Origin of the sequence: Alkalimonas cellulosilytica, assembly GCF_036325985.1 — a bacterium.
GTDB classification, from domain to species: domain Bacteria; phylum Pseudomonadota; class Gammaproteobacteria; order Enterobacterales; family Alteromonadaceae; genus Alkalimonas; species Alkalimonas cellulosilytica.
Window position 1 is genome coordinate 1 of record NZ_JAUHLI010000030.1, and the last position, 17,674, is coordinate 17,674.

The 17,674-nt window shown below is 50.8% G+C and carries 17 protein-coding genes and 7 tRNA genes; 6 read left to right on the top strand and 18 right to left on the bottom strand.

All coding sequences use genetic code 11. The annotated features are described in order from the left end of the window. Positions 1-61 precede the first annotated feature (61 nt). The 12 genes from QWY20_RS17835 to QWY20_RS17890 all read right to left on the bottom strand — a co-directional run bounded on the left by QWY20_RS17835 (position 62) and on the right by QWY20_RS17890 (position 7,314). Positions 62-137, bottom strand: a tRNA-Gly gene (locus tag QWY20_RS17835). Positions 138-439: 302 nt separating this feature from the next. Further along, positions 440-2,116, bottom strand: coding sequence for a PKD domain-containing protein (locus QWY20_RS17840; RefSeq protein ID WP_330130341.1), 1,677 nt, complete (start codon positions 2,114-2,116; stop codon positions 440-442). A 43-nt stretch (positions 2,117-2,159) separates the two neighbouring features. Beyond that, on the bottom strand, positions 2,160-2,789 hold the full coding sequence (locus QWY20_RS17845; protein ID WP_330130342.1) for a peptidase M15: 630 nt from the start codon (positions 2,787-2,789) through the stop codon (positions 2,160-2,162). A 377-nt stretch (positions 2,790-3,166) separates the two neighbouring features. Next, positions 3,167-3,242, bottom strand: a tRNA-Gly gene (locus QWY20_RS17850). A 91-nt stretch (positions 3,243-3,333) separates the two neighbouring features. Continuing rightward, a tRNA-Leu gene (locus tag QWY20_RS17855) sits at positions 3,334-3,420 on the bottom strand. Between the two features lie 35 nt (positions 3,421-3,455). After that, positions 3,456-3,529: transfer RNA gene (locus QWY20_RS17860), tRNA-Cys, on the bottom strand. Between the two features lie 27 nt (positions 3,530-3,556). Continuing rightward, positions 3,557-3,632: transfer RNA gene (locus tag QWY20_RS17865), tRNA-Gly, on the bottom strand. Between the two features lie 119 nt (positions 3,633-3,751). Beyond that, complete coding sequence (gene pgsA, locus QWY20_RS17870) at positions 3,752-4,315, bottom strand: CDP-diacylglycerol--glycerol-3-phosphate 3-phosphatidyltransferase (RefSeq protein WP_330130343.1); 564 nt, start codon at positions 4,313-4,315, stop codon at positions 3,752-3,754. Positions 4,316-4,347: 32 nt separating this feature from the next. Beyond that, on the bottom strand, positions 4,348-6,162 hold the full coding sequence (gene uvrC / locus QWY20_RS17875) for an excinuclease ABC subunit UvrC (protein WP_330130357.1): 1,815 nt from the start codon (positions 6,160-6,162) through the stop codon (positions 4,348-4,350). Between the two features lie 49 nt (positions 6,163-6,211). Continuing rightward, on the bottom strand, positions 6,212-6,856 hold the full coding sequence (gene uvrY / locus QWY20_RS17880; protein ID WP_330130344.1) for a UvrY/SirA/GacA family response regulator transcription factor: 645 nt from the start codon (positions 6,854-6,856) through the stop codon (positions 6,212-6,214). 205 nt (positions 6,857-7,061) lie between these two features. Beyond that, positions 7,062-7,152, bottom strand: a tRNA-Ser gene (locus QWY20_RS17885). 71 nt (positions 7,153-7,223) lie between these two features. Next, positions 7,224-7,314, bottom strand: a tRNA-Ser gene (locus QWY20_RS17890). A gap of 215 nt (positions 7,315-7,529) precedes the next feature. Here QWY20_RS17890 and QWY20_RS17895 point away from each other — a divergent pair. From QWY20_RS17895 to QWY20_RS17915, 5 genes are all read left to right on the top strand, one after another. Then, on the top strand, positions 7,530-8,195 hold the full coding sequence (locus QWY20_RS17895) for a Bax inhibitor-1/YccA family protein (RefSeq protein ID WP_330130345.1): 666 nt from the start codon (positions 7,530-7,532) through the stop codon (positions 8,193-8,195). 86 nt (positions 8,196-8,281) lie between these two features. Continuing rightward, on the top strand, positions 8,282-8,644 hold the full coding sequence (gene tusD / locus QWY20_RS17900; protein WP_330130346.1) for a sulfurtransferase complex subunit TusD: 363 nt from the start codon (positions 8,282-8,284) through the stop codon (positions 8,642-8,644). After that, complete coding sequence (locus tag QWY20_RS17905; protein WP_330130347.1) at positions 8,644-9,003, top strand: DsrE family protein; 360 nt, start codon at positions 8,644-8,646, stop codon at positions 9,001-9,003. Before tusD ends, QWY20_RS17905 begins: the two co-directional genes overlap by 1 nt. A gap of 16 nt (positions 9,004-9,019) precedes the next feature. Then, positions 9,020-9,301: a DsrH/TusB family sulfur metabolism protein gene (locus tag QWY20_RS17910; RefSeq protein WP_330130348.1), complete on the top strand. Its 282-nt coding sequence runs from the start codon at positions 9,020-9,022 to the stop codon at positions 9,299-9,301. Then, positions 9,289-9,624 (top strand): TusE/DsrC/DsvC family sulfur relay protein, encoded by a 336-nt coding sequence (locus QWY20_RS17915; RefSeq protein WP_330130349.1) that lies wholly within the window; start codon positions 9,289-9,291, stop codon positions 9,622-9,624. Before QWY20_RS17910 ends, QWY20_RS17915 begins: the two co-directional genes overlap by 13 nt. 46 nt (positions 9,625-9,670) lie before the next feature. Here QWY20_RS17915 and QWY20_RS17920 read toward each other — a convergent pair whose 3' ends face one another. The 6 genes from QWY20_RS17920 to lrp form a co-directional block, all read right to left on the bottom strand. Further along, entirely contained in the window at positions 9,671-9,898 is a 228-nt protein-coding gene (locus tag QWY20_RS17920; RefSeq protein WP_330130350.1) for a hypothetical protein, read from the bottom strand. Between the two features lie 12 nt (positions 9,899-9,910). After that, positions 9,911-11,212, bottom strand: coding sequence for a serine--tRNA ligase (gene serS / locus QWY20_RS17925; protein ID WP_330130351.1), 1,302 nt, complete (start codon positions 11,210-11,212; stop codon positions 9,911-9,913). A 64-nt stretch (positions 11,213-11,276) separates the two neighbouring features. Next, positions 11,277-12,620, bottom strand: a complete 1,344-nt coding sequence (locus QWY20_RS17930) for a replication-associated recombination protein A (protein WP_330130352.1) — start codon at positions 12,618-12,620, stop codon at positions 11,277-11,279. Positions 12,621-12,626: 6 nt separating this feature from the next. Next, positions 12,627-13,271, bottom strand: coding sequence for an outer membrane lipoprotein chaperone LolA (lolA, locus tag QWY20_RS17935; RefSeq protein WP_330130353.1), 645 nt, complete (start codon positions 13,269-13,271; stop codon positions 12,627-12,629). Then, the gene (locus tag QWY20_RS17940) at positions 13,271-15,742 is read right to left on the bottom strand and encodes a DNA translocase FtsK (RefSeq protein WP_330130354.1); all 2,472 of its coding nucleotides are present in this window, start codon (positions 15,740-15,742) and stop codon (positions 13,271-13,273) included. Before QWY20_RS17940 ends, lolA begins: the two co-directional genes overlap by 1 nt. A gap of 149 nt (positions 15,743-15,891) precedes the next feature. After that, positions 15,892-16,374 (bottom strand): leucine-responsive transcriptional regulator Lrp, encoded by a 483-nt coding sequence (gene lrp, locus QWY20_RS17945; RefSeq protein WP_330130355.1) that lies wholly within the window; start codon positions 16,372-16,374, stop codon positions 15,892-15,894. A gap of 136 nt (positions 16,375-16,510) precedes the next feature. Here lrp and ald point away from each other — a divergent pair, with 136 nt between their 5' ends. After that, the gene (gene ald, locus QWY20_RS17950; RefSeq protein ID WP_330130356.1) at positions 16,511-17,629 is read left to right on the top strand and encodes an alanine dehydrogenase; all 1,119 of its coding nucleotides are present in this window, start codon (positions 16,511-16,513) and stop codon (positions 17,627-17,629) included. Positions 17,630-17,674: the final 45 nt, after the last annotated feature.

Below are 17,674 nucleotides of genomic sequence, written 5' to 3' on the forward strand. Positions count from 1 at the left end.
AGCTCTGTCAGGGGTTTGTCAGTAATCTGAAGCAGCCATTAGGCTGCTTTTTCTTAGAATTTGGAGCGAGTTACGAGGTTCGAACTCGTGACCTCGACCTTGGCAAGGTCGCGCTCTACCAGCTGAGCTAAACTCGCGTATCTGATTTACTGCTCAGGTTGCAGTAAATGGTGCCCGGGGCCGGACTTGAACCGGCACGAGGTTTCCCTCGAGGGATTTTAAAACGCTTACACAACTCATGCTGTTTAGGTTTGTGCTCATTTTAGCCTTGAGTAAGGTCGCTAGATTGGCCCGAAATGGTCAACATTTGCTGCAACATTGCACATGAACTACACATATTCGAAAATCAACACAAAGCTTATCTGGTGCCTGACCTAAAAAGGTACAAACACTTTCAGCTTTTCATGCACTGAACGAACGAAGAGCAATAGCAAGATCGTCAACGATAATGCATGCTTCTTTTTCGTCTCGTAAAAACCACAAAAAAGCCAAGTAATAGAATTGATAGGCTGCTGAAGGCTCCAGCGGACGATTTTTGTTCACTCTCAATCGGCGTAACCGGGACAATAACAGTAACTTTGAGTTCATCGGTCTGTGTGTTTTGACCATCACTTACTTGACCTCTGAACACTAATTCAGTTGTTGTAGATACGCTTGGCGCTCTAAATCTTGCAGTATTGTCGTTTAGTTCAAGACTAACTTCCGGTCCGGACAACTGCTGCCACTCATACTGATATGGACTTGTACCGCCACTAGCTGTTGCAGTTAGTGTTACTTCAGCATTCGGGGCAACTTCTAAATCAGAGCCTACGCTTAGCGTTAAAGGTAAGCGCTCAGTAATATCAAAAGTGATATCAATAATATTATTGGCACCATTAGGATCAACTATATAATCTCTGGCATAAGCCCTTCCATATAGGTGGTATGTGCCACTTGCTGCGGTCAGTGTAAAACTGAATTCCTGCTTTTGCCCTTCGGTTATACTATCATAAGAGCAGCGTAACAGTGTTTGATTTAGCGAACAGTCAGTAGGTAAATTTGACAACTCAATATTAGCTGGAATATTCAGCTCCAATTCTGGTTTGCGTAGCAAAGAATTGCTGGAGTTTAATAAGTACCCTGTGACTGTGGTAGGCTCATTTGAGAATCCTGGATCAAGTTCCAGCATAACCGCAAGATCTTGTACCTTACCTGTGCCAGCACACCAGCCAATATCACACAGGACATAAGCAGCCATGCCGAACTCAGTTGTATTAGCACCTGCAGAATACATTAACTGGGCAGGGTACATATGCGGTGCAAAGTGACTGCCATTTTGCCCAGTATATGGGAGCTCGGCGTGAAGATGAAGTTTACCATCCGTATGCCCACCAGTAAGATTCGATACAGCAGCCTGTTTTGTAGCTTCAGAGCCTTTAAACCACAACTTGTTACCCGATACATAAAATGGAAGCATTTCGTCAATGCTCATCTCATCTACAGGGTTACTCTCGCCATAAACCAAACGGGAGAAGTGTGTTTTTTGGCTTGATGGTTCAGGAATACAGTTGGTTAAACACTTTAAGTCAGTAAAGCCTAAAACATGAACCAACTCGTGAAGTACAACAGCCAAAAAACTATGCCTTACATCATCTGCATCATAACCGTAATAGCTACCATATTCTGAAAATAGGGTTTCAGCATCTGCATCATTTTCATCACCAAAAGAACGTTGTTTATTGGTTAAAGCTAACATTAATGTAGATGGGTAATGACGACCGACTTCAAAATCAAAGCCAGAAATGTTTTCATCACTTGATGGTAAATGGGTCAACTCAGAGAATGAGGGACCCAAAGTTAAGGCACCATAACCTTCAATTTCTTGAAATTGAACTTCCCAAACAATAGTCCCGCTACCATACACCTGAGATCTCACCATATCCACCGCACGAAACAAAACGTTTTTACGCGCTTCCCCCAGTGTGGTTGCCTGATTCCCACCATGCCCTGAAAAAGGCTCAGTACTATGAAACCCTTGCCCTGGAGGGTCAACAAATCGCACATCAAAGTCAATAGCAGCTACTGAAGTTGCAAAACCAACAAAATATACGATGCAAAAAAAAGACGAAAATCTCATAGAGTCCCAATTAAAACTTTTACCGTTACTTTCAAAATAGCACTTATCGAACAAACTTAATTAAGCGCAGATACTCACTTGAATGATCACCAGAGAAATTGTCCATGCCAGGCTTGGTCAAAATGCCTTTAGAGCCCGGAATATGACTTTTAATCACCTTCTTTGGTTGTTCATGCCAAGACAGATTAAACGCAGCTAGCGTCGGAAAAAAGTTCATTGAAGAGTATTCCGGGATATGATCATGTATCCACCAGGCCAATGCTTGCCAATGACCAGTCTCTTCGAAATATGGGATAAACCGGTTTACCACTATACATGCCGTGGCCCCCATAAACCCATCTTCATCACGATAATCCCAAATGTGACCGGCGTAATTAGCTTCATTTCGAGCACAATTGTATTGATTGCCGTTTTCAGCACCTTTAGCATTCACTGCCGGTGAACGGTAAGCAGAGCGAATGCTAACCCGCCCAAACTGGCTTTGAATTGGTTCCAGCACCTTTTGACACAAGTTTTTCCCTGCCTCAATCGCTACGTCTGGAAAATCAGGAATATTAGGTATCCCTTCAATTTGCGATATCTCTGAATGCAAAAAATCCCGCATAAAGAAGGAATCAGACAGACGAACACGTCCAAGCTCTTCCAAAGCCTTCACTGTTTTTGGTGATCTCATTCTTTTCCAAATATATTTCAATCAGTTCGGTCGCTGATTGTAATTAAGGTTACCTTCACCGCAAGCGCAAGACCGGACAAAGACAGGAAGACCTGACTGAAGCCCCTTCAACACTCGCAACAAACAATGCAAAACCCACTTTACCAGCAAACTCGCCTTCGTGACCAGAGCTCAGCCGTTACCAACTGAAATCACAAAGCAAATGACCGGATATGGACCGGGGAAGGCATAGTTAGATCATAGTGCCACAAAGTACCAGCACAAGGGGCTAGCCAAAAATTAGCTTGATAAAGGCCGGATTAGTCTGCGTGTTGAGGAAATGTCAGATTGTTGATTAAAACGCCTTAGAGGCGGGTTAAAACGGGGGATTGGGAGATTGGAGCGAGTAACGAGGTTCGAACTCGTGACCTCGACCTTGGCAAGGTCGCGCTCTACCAGCTGAGCTATACTCGCATTTTTACTGCACATAGAAAGCACATTGACGTTCCACGCCGTTGGATGCCAATCCAACTTTGAAAAAAAACTCTTACAAATCTTAGAGTTATGGTGCCCGGGGCCGGACTTGAACCGGCACGGGGTTTCCCCCGAGGGATTTTAAATCCCTTGTGTCTACCGATTTCACCACCCGGGCAGACAACGTTTTGTATCAGTTTGTTCATCAAACAATGGAGGCGGGTCCCGGAGTCGAACCGAGGTGGACGGATTTGCAATCCGCTGCATGGCCACTCTGCCAACCCGCCAACTGTGAGGATTTACGCTATGTAAATTGGAGCGAGTTACGAGGTTCGAACTCGTGACCTCGACCTTGGCAAGGTCGCGCTCTACCAGCTGAGCTAAACTCGCGTTGTCCTGCACATGTGCCTGAGCACGTGACGCATTCTACTGGTTTCAAGCAGTCAGTCAACAACAAATTGTCACATTGTTGATCGACTGCTTATTTTTTTAGCTGCCTGGCTGGCACCCTACTGCGGCTCGCTGCCAAAGTCGTTTCTGGAGGCATAGACATACTGCACCATGGAAGTAAAAGTAAGCAAGGTTGCGATGTAGAGTAACCCCCAGCTCAGCGGCATCACCCAGCTTAACCAGGCAGCGGCCGGCTGCCAGATCAGGCCAATCAACGCCACCATCTGAAAAATGGTTTTAAGCTTACCGCTGCCCGATACCGCTACACTGGCACGGCGGCCCAGGCCCGCCATCCATTCCCGAAGCGCAGAAATAATGATTTCCCGGCTGATCATAATCAGTGCCGGTATCGTCATCCACAGTGTTTGCAAGTCCACTGTTACCAGCACCAGCGCCATGACTACCATCACCTTATCGGCTACCGGGTCCAAAAAGGCCCCAAAGGGGGTGGATTGCTCCAGCTTTCTGGCCAGGTAGCCATCCAGCGCATCGGTAATGGCTGCTAGTACGAACACCAGCGCCGCCCAGAATTTCGCAGTTTCGAGCCCGGAATAAAAAAGCCATAAAAACACTGGGATCAACAGCAGGCGAAACAGCGTCAAAAGATTGGGAATATTGATCATGCACGACATCTCATTGCAGAATTCATCCTATGCTACTTGCTATGCAGCTGCTGGTAAATGGTTTCGGCTTGATGCCGGGAAATTCCAGGCACTTTGCTCAATTCTTCGACACTGGCCTGCTGCACCCCTTGCAAGCCCCCTAAATACTGCAGTAACGCCTGACGCCGTTTCGGGCCTATGCCTGAGATTTGCTCCAGCGGACTTTTCAGTAATGTTTTGCCGCGCTTATTGCGATGTCCGGTAATGGCAAAACGGTGCGCCTCGTCCCGTATCTGTTGGATCAAATGCAATGCCGGATGCTCAACCGGCAAATGGATGTCCGGCTGGCCCGGGATCAATAGAGTTTCAAGCCCTGGCTTTCGTCCTTCGCCTTTGGCAACCCCCATCAGCAGTGGCAGCCGATCAAAGCGGGTACTGCTGAAGAAGTCAATCGCCCGCTGCAACTGGCCTTTGCCGCCATCAATCACCACCAGATCGGGCAGCAGGCTTTCATCCGTCAACTTGCCGTAGCGCTTTTGCAGCGCAAAATCCATCGCGGCATAGTCATCACCAGCCGTGATCCCTTTTACATTATAACGCCGGTACAGGGTTTTATTGGCCCCTTTATCATCAAACACCACGCAGGAGGCGATGGTCTCCTGCCCCATGGTATGGCTGATATCAAAACACTCCATCTGACGGATAGCAGCTTTGGGCTGAAACAATTCGCTGAGTGCCTGATAGCCCAGCCCGACTTTCTGGCTCTGGCTTATTTTACCATCGCAAGCAATACGGGCATTTTTACTGGCTAACTCAAGGTAACGTGCTTTTTCACCACGCTGCGCTGAATTCAATCGCACTTTACGTCCGGCCAGCTCAGAGATGGCCGTTTGCAATGCCTGCATCCCCTCTGGCAGCTGACTAAGGACAATATCTTTGGGTACTTGCTGGCCACCCATGCGCTGCAAATAAAATTGCATCAGAAAAGCCGGCAAAATTTCTTCTTCATTGGTATTGGCCGGCAACTTGGGAAAATAGGTTTTGCTGCCGATCACCTTGTGCTGGCGGATAAACAGCACATGCACCGCAGCCACACCATGCATAAAACAAAAACCGATCACATCCATCTCTTCGTGATCGCCACTGACCGACTGTTGCTCCTGCACCCGCCGCAGGGCCTGAATTTGATCACGCAACCGGGCTGCCTTTTCAAAAGCCAGATCCTGACTGGCCTGCTCCATCTGCTGCACCAGATCAGCGATGATCTGCTGATCTTTGCCGGTTAAAAACAACCGTGCCAGCCGCACCTGTTCCTGATACTCCGCATCCGAAATTTTACCGACACAAGGGGCTGAACACAGCTTAAGCTGGTATTGCAGGCAAGGCCTGGTGCGGGCCTGGTAATAACTGTCTTCGCACTGGCGAATAGGGAAAATTTTCTGCATCAGCTTCAGGCTTTGCCAAACAGCGCCAGCATTGGGATAAGGGCCAAAATACTGGCCTTTAACCGAGCGGGCGCCGCGGTGCGACATCAACCTGGGATGCTTATGCTCAGTCAAAATAATGTAGGGGTAGGATTTATCATCACGCAGCAGAATATTGTACTTCGGCCGGTGCGCTTTGATCAGGTTGTTTTCCAGCAACAGCGCTTCGGTTTCGCTGTGGGTGAGCGTCAATTCGACTTGGGCTATCTGACTCACCAGGGCTCTGGTTTTAATGCTGTCAACCTGAGCACGGAAGTAACTGCTAAGCCGCTTCTTTAAATTTTTGGCTTTGCCAACATAGATGACGATGCCTTTGGCGTTAAGCATTCGGTACACCCCTGGTTGTTGGGGTACCGACTGCATAAAGGTTTTTGCGTCAAACATCATCAACTGTCCGCAGGTCTTTCGCGGGTTTGCTCATCACCACAAAGCATCACGCCTTAGCAATATCGATCATGCCATGGCGCAGCGCCAGATGCGTCAGTTCCACATCGCCGTTGATGGCCAACTTTTCAAACATCCGGTAGCGGTAGGAGTTCACCGTTTTAGCGCTAACATTCAATTGGGTTGCAATATCATTGACCTTTTCGCCCCGGGTGATCATCAGCATGATTTGCAGTTCCCGATCCGACAGTTCATCGAACGGGTTCTGGCCCTGATGATTCAGCTTGCTCAGCGCCATCTTTTGCGCCACTTCATCGGAAATATGGCGCACACCCGAGTGCACTTTACGGATCGCCGAAATCACTTCAGAAGGAGCCGCATTTTTCGAGATAAAACCGGCAGCACCCAGCTGCATCACCTTGGTAGGCACCGGTTCTTCGCAAGTGACCGACAGTGCCAGCACTTTGACATCCGGGCAAAAGTGCAAAATCCGTTTGGTGGCCGTCATGCCGCCCATGCCAGGCATATTCATATCCATCAACACCACGTCAGGTTCCTGTTGACGACAAAATTGCAGAGCTTCTTCGCCGGTACCAGCTTCGCCTATCACCTTGATACCACGCTCGTCCTTAAGAATGCGACTGATGCCAGTTCGAACAAGCTCGTGATCATCGACAATAAGTACGTTAATCAAGCTGCTTCTCCGCTTCACTGGTTTAGTTTTTCGTTATATGTATAGCTTAGTCGAGAACAGCCATTAACTCGACTTGTTACTGCACTTAGCGCAGTAAATTTTAATCGATAATACAAAGCGGGCTTAGTCTGCCAGATTGATTGACAAGATGGAAATAAAACTTTGGACGAGTGAACAACAGGGTGGCATAAAAAGCCCAGGAAAATGGCGGAGGGAGAGAGATTCGAACTCTCGGTGGGCTATTAACCCACGCCGGTTTTCAAGACCGGTGCATTCAACCGCTCTGCCATCCCTCCGGCACAACCCAATACGGTACTGGGGGCTAAACTACACTTCATTTTTAGCGGGCTTAGCCAACCGGTAAAAATGGCGGAGGGAGAGAGATTCGAACTCTCGGTGGGCTATTAACCCACGCCGGTTTTCAAGACCGGTGCATTCAACCGCTCTGCCATCCCTCCAGCGAGGCGTATACTAATCAGTTTGCTGCTGAAAGAAAAGTCCTTTTTATCATTCTTCGGTTCAGCCAGCCAATTTTTCATCAATTTGGTTTTTCTATCTCAGTTTTGCTTCGGAATCACTAGAGCTCCGGGAACTTAGCAGGTATGATAGTTATCAAAGCATTAACTACGTTCTGGTTCTGTTGATTACGCAACCAATGTACAAGGAGACCTGTATGTCTTACAGAGAAACCCAAACCATCAGCTCGGTGAGCCGTGGTGTAGAAATTAACAAAGTACTTCGCAATACCTATTTTTTGCTTGGCATGACGTTGGCAGTCAGTGCTATTGCTGCCGTTTTTGCTATGGCTTTAAATATTTCGCCTATGGCCTCTTTGGTCTGCATGATTGCCGGTTTTGTGTTGCTGTTTGTTGTGAACAAGCAGGCCGATAAAGCCAGCGGCATTATCTGGGTTTTTGCCTTCACCGCCCTGTTTGGCGCTTCACTCGGCCCAATGCTGAATTACTACGTGGGCCTGGCCAATGGCCCAAGCCTGATTATGCAGGCCTTAGCCGGTACCGCGGTGATTTTCTTCTCCCTGTCAGCCTACGCCCTGACTACCCGCAAAGACTTTTCCTTTATGGGTGGCTTCCTGTTTGTTGGCCTGATTGTAGTGCTGCTGGCAATTCTGGCGAATTTGTTCCTGCAAATTCCGGCCATGTCTCTGGCCATCAGTTCAGCCGTGATTCTGATCATGTCTGGTCTGATTCTGTTTGATACCAGCCGTATCATTCATGGCGGTGAGACCAACTACATTCGTGCCACCGTAGCGCTTTACCTGAACATCTTTAATATTTTTGTTCACCTGCTAAGCCTGCTGGGTGTACTGAACAACGATTAAATCACAGCCGACACAGACGCTTTGTCGTTGGCTTGTTTTCCAGTAAAATGCCTCCTTTGTGTGAGGCATTTTTTTTTGAGGCCACGATGACTACTTTTGCCCTGCTGCTGACCCATTCGCCTTTTGCCAGCCAGGCCTTTCAAAGCTGCCTGCGTTTTGCCAAAGCAGCGGTGCAAGCAAATCATCAGGTGGAGCACATCTTTTTGTACCAGGATGCAGTACTGGCAGCCAGTGCCGCCATCGACTTACCCTCTGATGAGCCCAATGCCGCCGCTTTGCTGGCAGATTTTTGCCAACAACAACGGATCCCTTTGCTGTTTTGCAGCACGGCAGCGGAAAAACGTGGCGTTTCCCTACAGCCACCACAGCTTGGCGCTGGCTATGAATTGGCGGGCCTGGCAGAACACGCGATGCGACTAAGTCAGTGCGATAAACTGGTGCAATTCTGATGAGCCAGGCAACTCTAATCTGGCTTCAAAGCAGCCCCTACAACAGCAGTGCAGCCCGTGAAGCACTGGACTACACGCTAGCACTGGCAGCGGTTGATAGCCCGGTGCAGCTGCTGTTGAGCGGTCCGGCGGTTTGCCTGCTGCAGGCACCTGCTGATATAGGTGCACTGCAATTAAAAGACTGCAGTAAACTGCTGGGTTTATTCGAGCTGTATGAGTTGCCCGCGCCTTTGGTCTGCCAGCACAGCCTGGCTCTGTACCTGCCAGAACCCAGGCAACTAAGCTATCCATGCACGCTGCTGTCAAAAGTGCAAATGACTGAACAGCTGGCTTTTTTCCGGCAAATAATTACGTTTTAACAGGATGCTTGCTCCGATGACACTTGCCCCCATGAAACTAGTGCACTGGATCTACCCAGAGCTGCCAGCCCAATCCTTACTAGCACAATTAGCACCACAGGATCTGTTGTTACTGCGGCAAGATGGCTGCTACAGCCTGGCACTTCCCTGGCCTGAGCTTCCCTGCCGTTTGCGGGTGCTGGCCACGGATCTAACCGCACGCGGCCTCAACGCGAAAGCGCCATGGCAAACCATTGACGATAGCGATTGGGTGGAATTAGCCGCGCAAGCTTCACAGGTGGTGTTATGGCCGCACTAATGCTGAATGGGCAATCTATCCCACTGGATAAACACGGTTATCTGGCAGACTTATCGCTGTGGAACAAGGAGCTGGCTAAGTACTTTGCCAGCCAAGAAGGCATTGAACTGACTGAAGCGCATTGGGAAGTAGTGAACTTTGTACGGGATTTTTATCAGCAACACCAAACCTCTCCCGCCATCCGGCTATTGGTCAAAGCGATGGCCCAGCACTATGGCCCGGAAAAAGGCAGCAGTAAATATCTGTTTTTGCTCTTTCCGGATGGCCCGGCCAAGCAAGCCACCCGCATTGCCGGCTTGCCCAAACCCGCCCGCTGCCTCTAGCCAGTCAACTCAACGTTTCTGGCACGCAAGCGCATGTCGCGACGCTTTAAAAGCTGTCGCGCACTATGCCAAGCACCGCTTCAAGAAAAAACAAGGCCGCTATCAATACCACCCCAAGCAACAGCAAGCGGTACAACCAGCGCCGGATCCGGGCTGGTGTTTTTACATCCGGCGCGGTTGGCTGCAGGCGCTTTGAACTGCTTGCCTTGCCAGGCTCTTTGCCAGGCTTTTTCGCGGGATCTTTGCCAGGCTCGTTGCCAGATTTGGCGGGCATCAGGTTGGGCCCTTACTGACCTTTAGCCTTCAGTACTGCCTGCCCTTGCATATAAGGCTGCAGCACCGTTGGTATCCGAATCGAACCATCGGCTTGCTGGTAGTTCTCCAAAATCGCCACCAAGGTCCGCCCTACGGCCAAACCCGAGCCATTTAAGGTATGCAGCAGCTCTGGCTTTTTGCCTTCCGCCAGCCGGAACCGGGCCTGCATACGGCGGGCCTGGAAGTCACCCATATTGCTGCAGGATGAGATCTCACGGTAGGTTTGTTGCGCCGGCAACCAGACTTCCAGATCGTAAGTTTTACAGGCTCCAAAGCCCATATCACCGGTGCAAAGCAACATCACCCGGTAAGGCAGTTCCAACAACTGCAACACCCGCTCGGCATGGCTGGTTAAGTCTTCCAGCGCCTGCATCGAGTGATCCGGGTGCACCAATTGCACCAGCTCGACTTTATCGAATTGATGTTGGCGAATCAGGCCACGGGTATCCCGGCCATACGAGCCGGCTTCGCTGCGAAAACACGGCGTATGGGCGGTCATTTTGACCGGCAGTTCAGCCAAGTCAAAAATGGTATCCCGCGCCAAATTGGTCAGCGGCACTTCCGCCGTTGGGATCAAAGCCATGCCCTGACCTTCTTCGGTAGCAGGCTTGGTATGGAACAAGTCACCACCAAATTTTGGCAACTGGCCGGTGCCGTAAAGGCTGTCATGGTTGACCAGGTAAGGCACGTACATTTCGGTGTAGCCATGCTCGTTGGTATGCAAATCCAGCATAAACTGCGCCAGTGCACGATGCAGCCGCGCCAGCTGGCCACGCATCACCACAAAGCGTGAACCGGATACTTTGACCGCACTTTCAAAATCCAGGCCCTTATCCAGCGCTTCGCCTAAATCGACATGATCTTTGGGTTCGAACTCAAATGAAGTTGGCTCCAGGTGACGACGCACCTCGACATTCGCTGCTTCATCTGCCCCAACCGGCACGGAGTCGTCCGGCAGATTGGGAATACTCAGGCTGATCTGTTCCAGCTCGGCCAGCAACTGATCCAGCTCGGTTTTGGCGGTATCCAATTGCTCACCAAGTCCGGAGACTTCCTGCAGCAAAGGGGCAATATCTTCACCGCGTGCTTTGGCCTGACCAATCTCTTTGGAGCGGCTGTTGCGCTGATTTTGTAACTCCTGAGTCCGTACCTGCAGCTCGCGCCGACGCTCCTCGAGCTGGCTTAAACTAGCCACATCCAGTGTAAAACCACGGCTGGCGAGGCGTTCTGCGGTTTGGGCGATGTCGCCACGTAAAAACTTTGCATCCAACATAAGGGTTCAAACTTCCCGGTAAAGGGCCTCTAAGGCCAATCAGACAATAACTGGCAATAGTGTATCATTGCCGATAGCGTTTGTTCGGACTTTGTGCATCCAATTGCTGCAAGTAGCGCATTTTTTCAGCAAGTTGTTTTTCCAGACCGCGCTCGGTTGGCTGGTACACTTGAAGATCGCAAAGTGCTTCTGGCAGGTAGTTTTCACCAGCGGCATAAGCCCCCTCTTCATTGTGGGCATAGCGGTACTCTGCACCAAAACCGAGCTCTTTCATCAGCCTGGTCGGCGCATTGCGTAAATGAGGCGGCACTGCATGATCCGGCTGCTCGCGCACCAGCTGACGCATTTGCTTAAAGGCCGAATACAAAGCATTGCTTTTAGGTGCCAGCGCCAGATACACCGCAGCCTGAGCAATGGCGCGTTCGCCTTCAGCTGGGCCTACCCGCTGAAACGTATCCCAGGCATTCAATGCCAGAGTTAACGCCCTGGGATCAGCATTACCAATGTCCTCACTGGCTATCGCCAGCAAACGCCTGGCGACATACAGCGGATCGCCGCCGCCTTCCAGAATACGGCAGTACCAGTACAAAGCTGCATCGGGTGCTGAGCCACGCACCGATTTATGAAAGGCTGAAATCAAGTCGTAAAACTGATCGCCCTGATTATCAAAGCCTGGCAGCTTGCGCGGCACCAGCTGACGCACCAGCTCGGCACTCACCGGCTGCTGCAGCCCGGATGCGGCGCTGTACTCAGCAATCAGTTCCAGCAAGTTCAGCAATTGACGGGCATCACCACCGGCCAACAGCAACAATAAAGCTTCGGCTTCATCGCTCAACGTCAGTTGCAGCCGACCCAAGCCCAACTCGTTATCGGTTAAAGCGCGCTCAATCAGTGGCTTTAATTCTTCATCACTGAGCTTATTAAGCACACAAACCCGGGCACGCGATAAAATCGCGTTGTTCAGGGCAAAGGATGGGTTTTCAGTGGTAGCGCCGATAAATACAATGGTGCCATCTTCGATGTGTGGTAAAAACGCATCCTGCTGGCTTTTATTAAAGCGATGCACCTCATCAACAAACAACAAAGTGCGCTTTTGCCACTGCAGCTGGCGCTCTTTGGCTTGCTGGATGGCATCGCGAATTTCTTTGATGCCAGCGGTGACCGCCGATAATTTGCATAGCTCGGCATCGGCATGGCGGGCAATGATTTCTGCCAGCGTGGTTTTGCCGGTGCCCGGTGGTCCCCACAGGATCAGCGAGAATACTTTACCTTGTTCAATGGCCTGGCGCAGCGGCAAACCCGGCGCCAACAAGTGCTGCTGGCCCACATAGTCGGCCAGCGTTTCAGGCCGAAGCCTTGCCGCGAGCGGCCTGATATCATCGCTAAAATCGAAGTTCAGCGTCGACACCGGGCATTACCTTTGATCGTCAATATCCACATCAGCCGGCGGTTGGAACTGAAACAAGTCGGCAGCAAAGTCCGAACCCGCATCAGGCCGTGGCTGAAAATGGAACATGCTGCGCTGACCGTTTAAATCCAGCACCTGCATGCTGGTAAGGCCGGTAGCGGTAAAGTGCAGTTGCAAATACTGCACTGGGCTGGCTGGATCATCCGCCTGGATACGGTAACCATCGTCCAGCTGTGTGATCTGGTACTGTTGCCATAAGCTGGCATCGTTCGACATTAATAAAGTAAAAGGCGTGCGCTCGAGCTCAGCCTTGGCATCGTAAATGGTCACCTGCTCCAACAGCTCATGGTAATACCATAGGGTTTCCCCATCGCCAACGAACAACACAGGCTCCGGCAGTTCCATTTGGTAGCGAAACTTACCCGGTTGTTGCAGCCACAGCTCACCCTCTCCTTGCTGCACCAACTGCTGCTGCATATCAAACACCTGCTGCTCAAAACGGGCATAAAAGCGTGGCATGGTTGCCAATTGCTGTTGTAAGGCTTGCGACGCGGCAGAGCCTGTCTGCTCAGCCGTTGCCTCAGTGATAGCCTCTGTGCCGGCTACAACCGGGATTAGCAGCAAGCCTGCTGCCAAAAACCATGATTTCATCAATTCCCCTTGGGTGGCGGTGGCGCCAGTACTTCACGATTGCCATTATGGCCCGGACCACTGACCACTCCACTGTGTTCCATTTGCTCTACCAGACGGGCTGCCCGGTTGTAACCGATGCGAAAACGACGCTGTACTCCGGAGACCGAAGCGCGGCGGCTTTCAGTGACAAAAGCCACGGCCTGGTCGTACAATGGATCCGCTTCGCCTTCATCCCCTTCGAGCGTCTCGCCGGGCAATAAGTTCTCTTCGGTGGTTTCACCGCTCAAGATTTCAGCAATGTATTTCGGTTGGCCACGGCGTTTCCAGTCGGCCACGACCGCATGCACTTCATGATCATCAACAAAGGCGCCATGCACCCGGTTGGGCACGCCAGAGCCAGGTGGCAGATACAGCATATCGCCCTGCCCCAACAAACTTTCCGCTCCTTGCTGATCCAGGATAGTGCGCGAGTCAATTTTCGAGCTGACCTGAAAGGCAATCCGGGTTGGAATATTGGCCTTAATCAGGCCGGTGATCACATCGACGGAAGGCCGCTGAGTGGCCAAAATCAGGTGAATACCCGCCGCCCGGGCTTTTTGCGCAATACGGGCTATCAGCTCTTCGACTTTTTTACCGACAATCATCATCATATCGGCAAATTCATCAATCACCACCACGATGGCGGGAAGTTTCTCCAGCCTGGGCGCTTCATCGCGCATATCATCCGAAGGTTTCCACAGCGGATCGATCAACGGCTGACCAGCAGCAATAGCTTCTTTCACCTTGGCGTTGTAGCCTTTTAAGTTACGCACACCAAGAGCAGACATTAATTTATAACGACGTTCCATTTCACCGACACACCAGCGCAGACCATTGGCGGCGTCTTTCATGTCGGTGACTACTTCGGTCAGCAGGTGCGGAATGCCCTCGTAAATCGACAGTTCCAGCATTTTCGGGTCGATCATCAAAAAGCGCACTTCATCTGGCGTGGACTTGTACAAAATACTGCAGATCATCACATTGACCCCGACCGATTTACCGGAGCCAGTGGTACCTGCCACCAGCAAGTGCGGCATCTTGGCTAAATCAGCCACCATGGCTTTACCGGCGATGTCTTTGCCGAGCACCATGGTTAACGGGGAGCGTGACTGTTCAAAGGTCGTGTCGCCAATCACTTCCGACAAGCGCACAATTTCACGGTGCTTGTTGGGCAGCTCCAGGCCAATAAACGACTTGCCCGGGATCACTTCCACCACCCGCACGCTGATGGCTGACAATGAACGCGCTAAATCCTTGGCCAGGCCAGTAATTTTGCTCACTTTCACACCTGGCGCTAAATCCAGCTCGAATCGGGTGACGACCGGGCCAGGATGCACGCCAACCACCTTGGCTTCGACATTAAAGTCGAGCAGTTTGGCTTCTACCAGTCGTGATACCCGCTCTAAATCAGCCGGGTCAATCGGGTTTTGTGCTTTATCCGGCCGATCCAGCAGTTCCAGCCCAGGCAGCTCGGTCACTGCATGCGGCTCGGACTCTGGCGAGTCGTCCTCATCCGGCTCGGGCTCTGGCAAGCGAACGGCTTTTGGTTTGATCTCGGTATGGCGCAATGTTTTTTCAATTTGTTCTGGCAGTTCAGGCTCATCCACAGCACTGAACGACAGCGACTCATCAGCCAGGTCATCCACACTGTAAAAGGCGCGGGCATCCCGCTCTTCCAGGGGCTGCACCGGCAAGGTAAAGTCATTACGCTCAGCTTTCGTGGTCAATGCTTTGCTAACCGGCTGCTTATTGAGGTTGGGCTCAGTTGCCCATTCATCGTCAACAGCTAGCTGCTTACTATCACGGCTGTCGTCGACTTCCCGCTGATTCTGCTGCCATTTGTCCTGCAACCAGGAAGGCAACTGCAGCAGCCAGCAACCGGCCTGCCAAACCCAGGCTCCCAGCGCATCCATCACAGTAAACCAGGAGATACCGGTCATCAGCGTCAGGCCTGTAGCGAAAAAACACAACAGCAACAAGGTGGTGCCAACAAAATTCAAATAAGGCAGCAGCAGGCCACTGAAAACATCCCCCACCACACCACCGGAGGAAAAATAATAAATATCATTGAAGTTCATGCTGCTGATTGCTGTGGCACTGATCATGGTCAGCAGCAGACCGATCAAGCGCAGCCCCAGGATCAGATAGTCCAGCTCAAGCACATGGTGAAAACGCTTGAACAGCAAATAGCCTACCCCAGCCACCAATACCGGAATTAAATAAGCGATCCAACCAAAACTAAACAACAACAAATCAGCGAGCCAGGCACCGACGGGCCCGGCATAGTTTGAAACGCCATGCTGATAGCCGGTTTGCGACCAACTGGGATCGGCCGGGTTAAATGAAATCAGTGCCAGCAATAAAAACAACGCCAGGCCACAACATAAAATCAGGCCAACCTCCAGCAATCGCTGGATGCCGTTTAAATTGAAGAAAGATATCCGTGGCAAAAGTGCGCCTCACTGTTGTTATAAATCATTGCCTAACCGCTTGGTGAAAGATACCAGACTGCGACCATGGATGCATCTGTTTGGCCCTAGCCTGGCGGAAATTCCACCCTATTGTTTATTTTAGAACCTTAAACTGAACCTGTGCTGGATCATGGCTTCACAAAACTGCTTTGTTTCACCTCTTCCATCACCACGTAGGTCCGGCTTTCACGTACACTGGGCAAACGTAGCAAGGTCTCACCTAAGAGTTCGCGATAAGCCGCCATGTTGCTTACCCGGGTTTTTAATAAAAAGTCGAAACTACCCGACACCAGATGGCATTCCTGAATTTCATCCAGCTTCTGCACGGCTTTACTAAATTCATCGAAATCTTCCGGTGAGGTTTTACTTAAAGTGATTTCGACAAACACCAACAGCGCAGCACCTACCTTCACTGGATCGACCAAAGCGGTATAACCCAGAATGTATTGTTCGGCTTCCAGCTTGCGAACCCTTTCCAGACAAGGGGTTGGGCTTAAGCCTACCCGCCTGGCAAGCTCGACATTGGAAACCCGGCCATCGCGCTGAAGTTCAGCTAAAATCTTACGATCGGTTCTGTCGAGCTTTTTGATGCTCTTGCTCTGAGAAAACATGTAGTTGAAAACTCTATTTATGCACCTTAAAACAGAATTATGCACTAAGCTCAAGCATTAAAACAGGCATTAATTCCGAAAAATTCACTATATACTAGCACCAAATTTTACCACCCTACAAAAAGGTAATTCAGTTATGTTGATTGGTATCCCTAAAGAAATTAAAAACCACGAATACCGCGTTGGTATGACCCCTGCCAGCGTGCGTGAGGTGATCCAACACGGCCATCAGGTTTGCGTAGAGCACAACGCCGGCATCGGCATTGGTTTTACCGACGACGACTACCAGCAAGCCGGTGCCGAAGTACTGGCTACGGCAGCAGAGGTGTTTGCCAAAGCCGAGATGATTGTGAAAGTGAAAGAGCCTCAGGCTGTTGAGCGCGCTATGCTGCGTGAAGGCCAGATCCTCTTCACTTACCTGCACCTGGCGCCGGATTTGCCACAAACGGAAGACTTAATCAAAAGCAAAGCGGTCTGCATTGCCTATGAAACCGTGACCGACAGCAAAGGTGGTTTACCACTGCTGGCGCCAATGTCGGAAGTGGCTGGCCGGATGTCGATTCAGGCTGGTGCCCGCGCACTGGAAAAATCCTGTGGCGGTTTAGGCATGTTGTTAGGTGGCGTGCCTGGCGTTGCCCCTGCTAAAGTCGTTGTGATTGGTGGCGGTATGGTCGGTACCAATGCTGCGCAAATGGCGGTTGGCCTGGGTGCTGACGTCACTGTGCTGGATCGCAGTGTTGATGTACTCCGTCGCATCAATGCGCAGTTTAACGGTGCGGTAAAAGCAGTGTACTCCACTGCCGATGCGCTGGAAAAAGAAGTGCTGGCTGCTGATCTGGTGATTGGTGGCGTGCTGGTACCGGGTGCTGCAGCACCGAAACTGGTGACGGCTGATCACATCAAACGGATGAAGCCAGGTGCTGCCATTGTTGATGTGGCGATTGATCAGGGTGGCTGCGTGGAAACATCCAAGCCAACCACGCACGCTGATCCAACCTACATCGTGGATGATGTGGTGCACTACTGTGTGGCCAATATGCCAGGTGCCGTACCACGCACCTCTACTTTTGCACTGAACAACGTGACACTGCCTTACATTATCCGCCTGGCGAATAAAGGCTACAAGCAGGCTTTGCTGGACGATGTGCACCTGCGCAATGGCCTGAACGTTTACCGCGGCCTGGTGACCAATGAGTTTGTGGCCGAAGCGCTGAAGTTTGATTTTGTTGAGCCAACCGTCGCACTGAACAGCTAACAACTCGTTGTTTTTGCTTACAACGCCCGGCTTTTGCCGGGCGTT

What these genes read in the sequence shown, in the direction of transcription:
- QWY20_RS17840 (WP_330130341.1), bottom strand. Translation starts at nt 2,116, where the DNA reads ATGAGATTTTCGTCTTTTTTTTGCATCGTATATTTTGTTGGTTTTGCA.
- QWY20_RS17845 (WP_330130342.1), bottom strand. Translation starts at nt 2,789, where the DNA reads ATGAGATCACCAAAAACAGTGAAGGCTTTGGAAGAGCTTGGACGTGTT.
- pgsA (WP_330130343.1), bottom strand. Translation starts at nt 4,315, where the DNA reads ATGATCAATATTCCCAATCTTTTGACGCTGTTTCGCCTGCTGTTGATC.
- uvrC (WP_330130357.1), bottom strand. Translation starts at nt 6,162, where the DNA reads ATGTTTGACGCAAAAACCTTTATGCAGTCGGTACCCCAACAACCAGGG.
- QWY20_RS17895 (WP_330130345.1), top strand. Translation starts at nt 7,530, where the DNA reads ATGTCTTACAGAGAAACCCAAACCATCAGCTCGGTGAGCCGTGGTGTA.
- tusD (WP_330130346.1), top strand. Translation starts at nt 8,282, where the DNA reads ATGACTACTTTTGCCCTGCTGCTGACCCATTCGCCTTTTGCCAGCCAG.
- QWY20_RS17905 (WP_330130347.1), top strand. Translation starts at nt 8,644, where the DNA reads ATGAGCCAGGCAACTCTAATCTGGCTTCAAAGCAGCCCCTACAACAGC.
- QWY20_RS17910 (WP_330130348.1), top strand. Translation starts at nt 9,020, where the DNA reads ATGACACTTGCCCCCATGAAACTAGTGCACTGGATCTACCCAGAGCTG.
- QWY20_RS17915 (WP_330130349.1), top strand. Translation starts at nt 9,289, where the DNA reads ATGGCCGCACTAATGCTGAATGGGCAATCTATCCCACTGGATAAACAC.
- QWY20_RS17920 (WP_330130350.1), bottom strand. Translation starts at nt 9,898, where the DNA reads ATGCCCGCCAAATCTGGCAACGAGCCTGGCAAAGATCCCGCGAAAAAG.
- serS (WP_330130351.1), bottom strand. Translation starts at nt 11,212, where the DNA reads ATGTTGGATGCAAAGTTTTTACGTGGCGACATCGCCCAAACCGCAGAA.
- lolA (WP_330130353.1), bottom strand. Translation starts at nt 13,271, where the DNA reads ATGAAATCATGGTTTTTGGCAGCAGGCTTGCTGCTAATCCCGGTTGTA.
- lrp (WP_330130355.1), bottom strand. Translation starts at nt 16,374, where the DNA reads ATGTTTTCTCAGAGCAAGAGCATCAAAAAGCTCGACAGAACCGATCGT.
- ald (WP_330130356.1), top strand. Translation starts at nt 16,511, where the DNA reads ATGTTGATTGGTATCCCTAAAGAAATTAAAAACCACGAATACCGCGTT.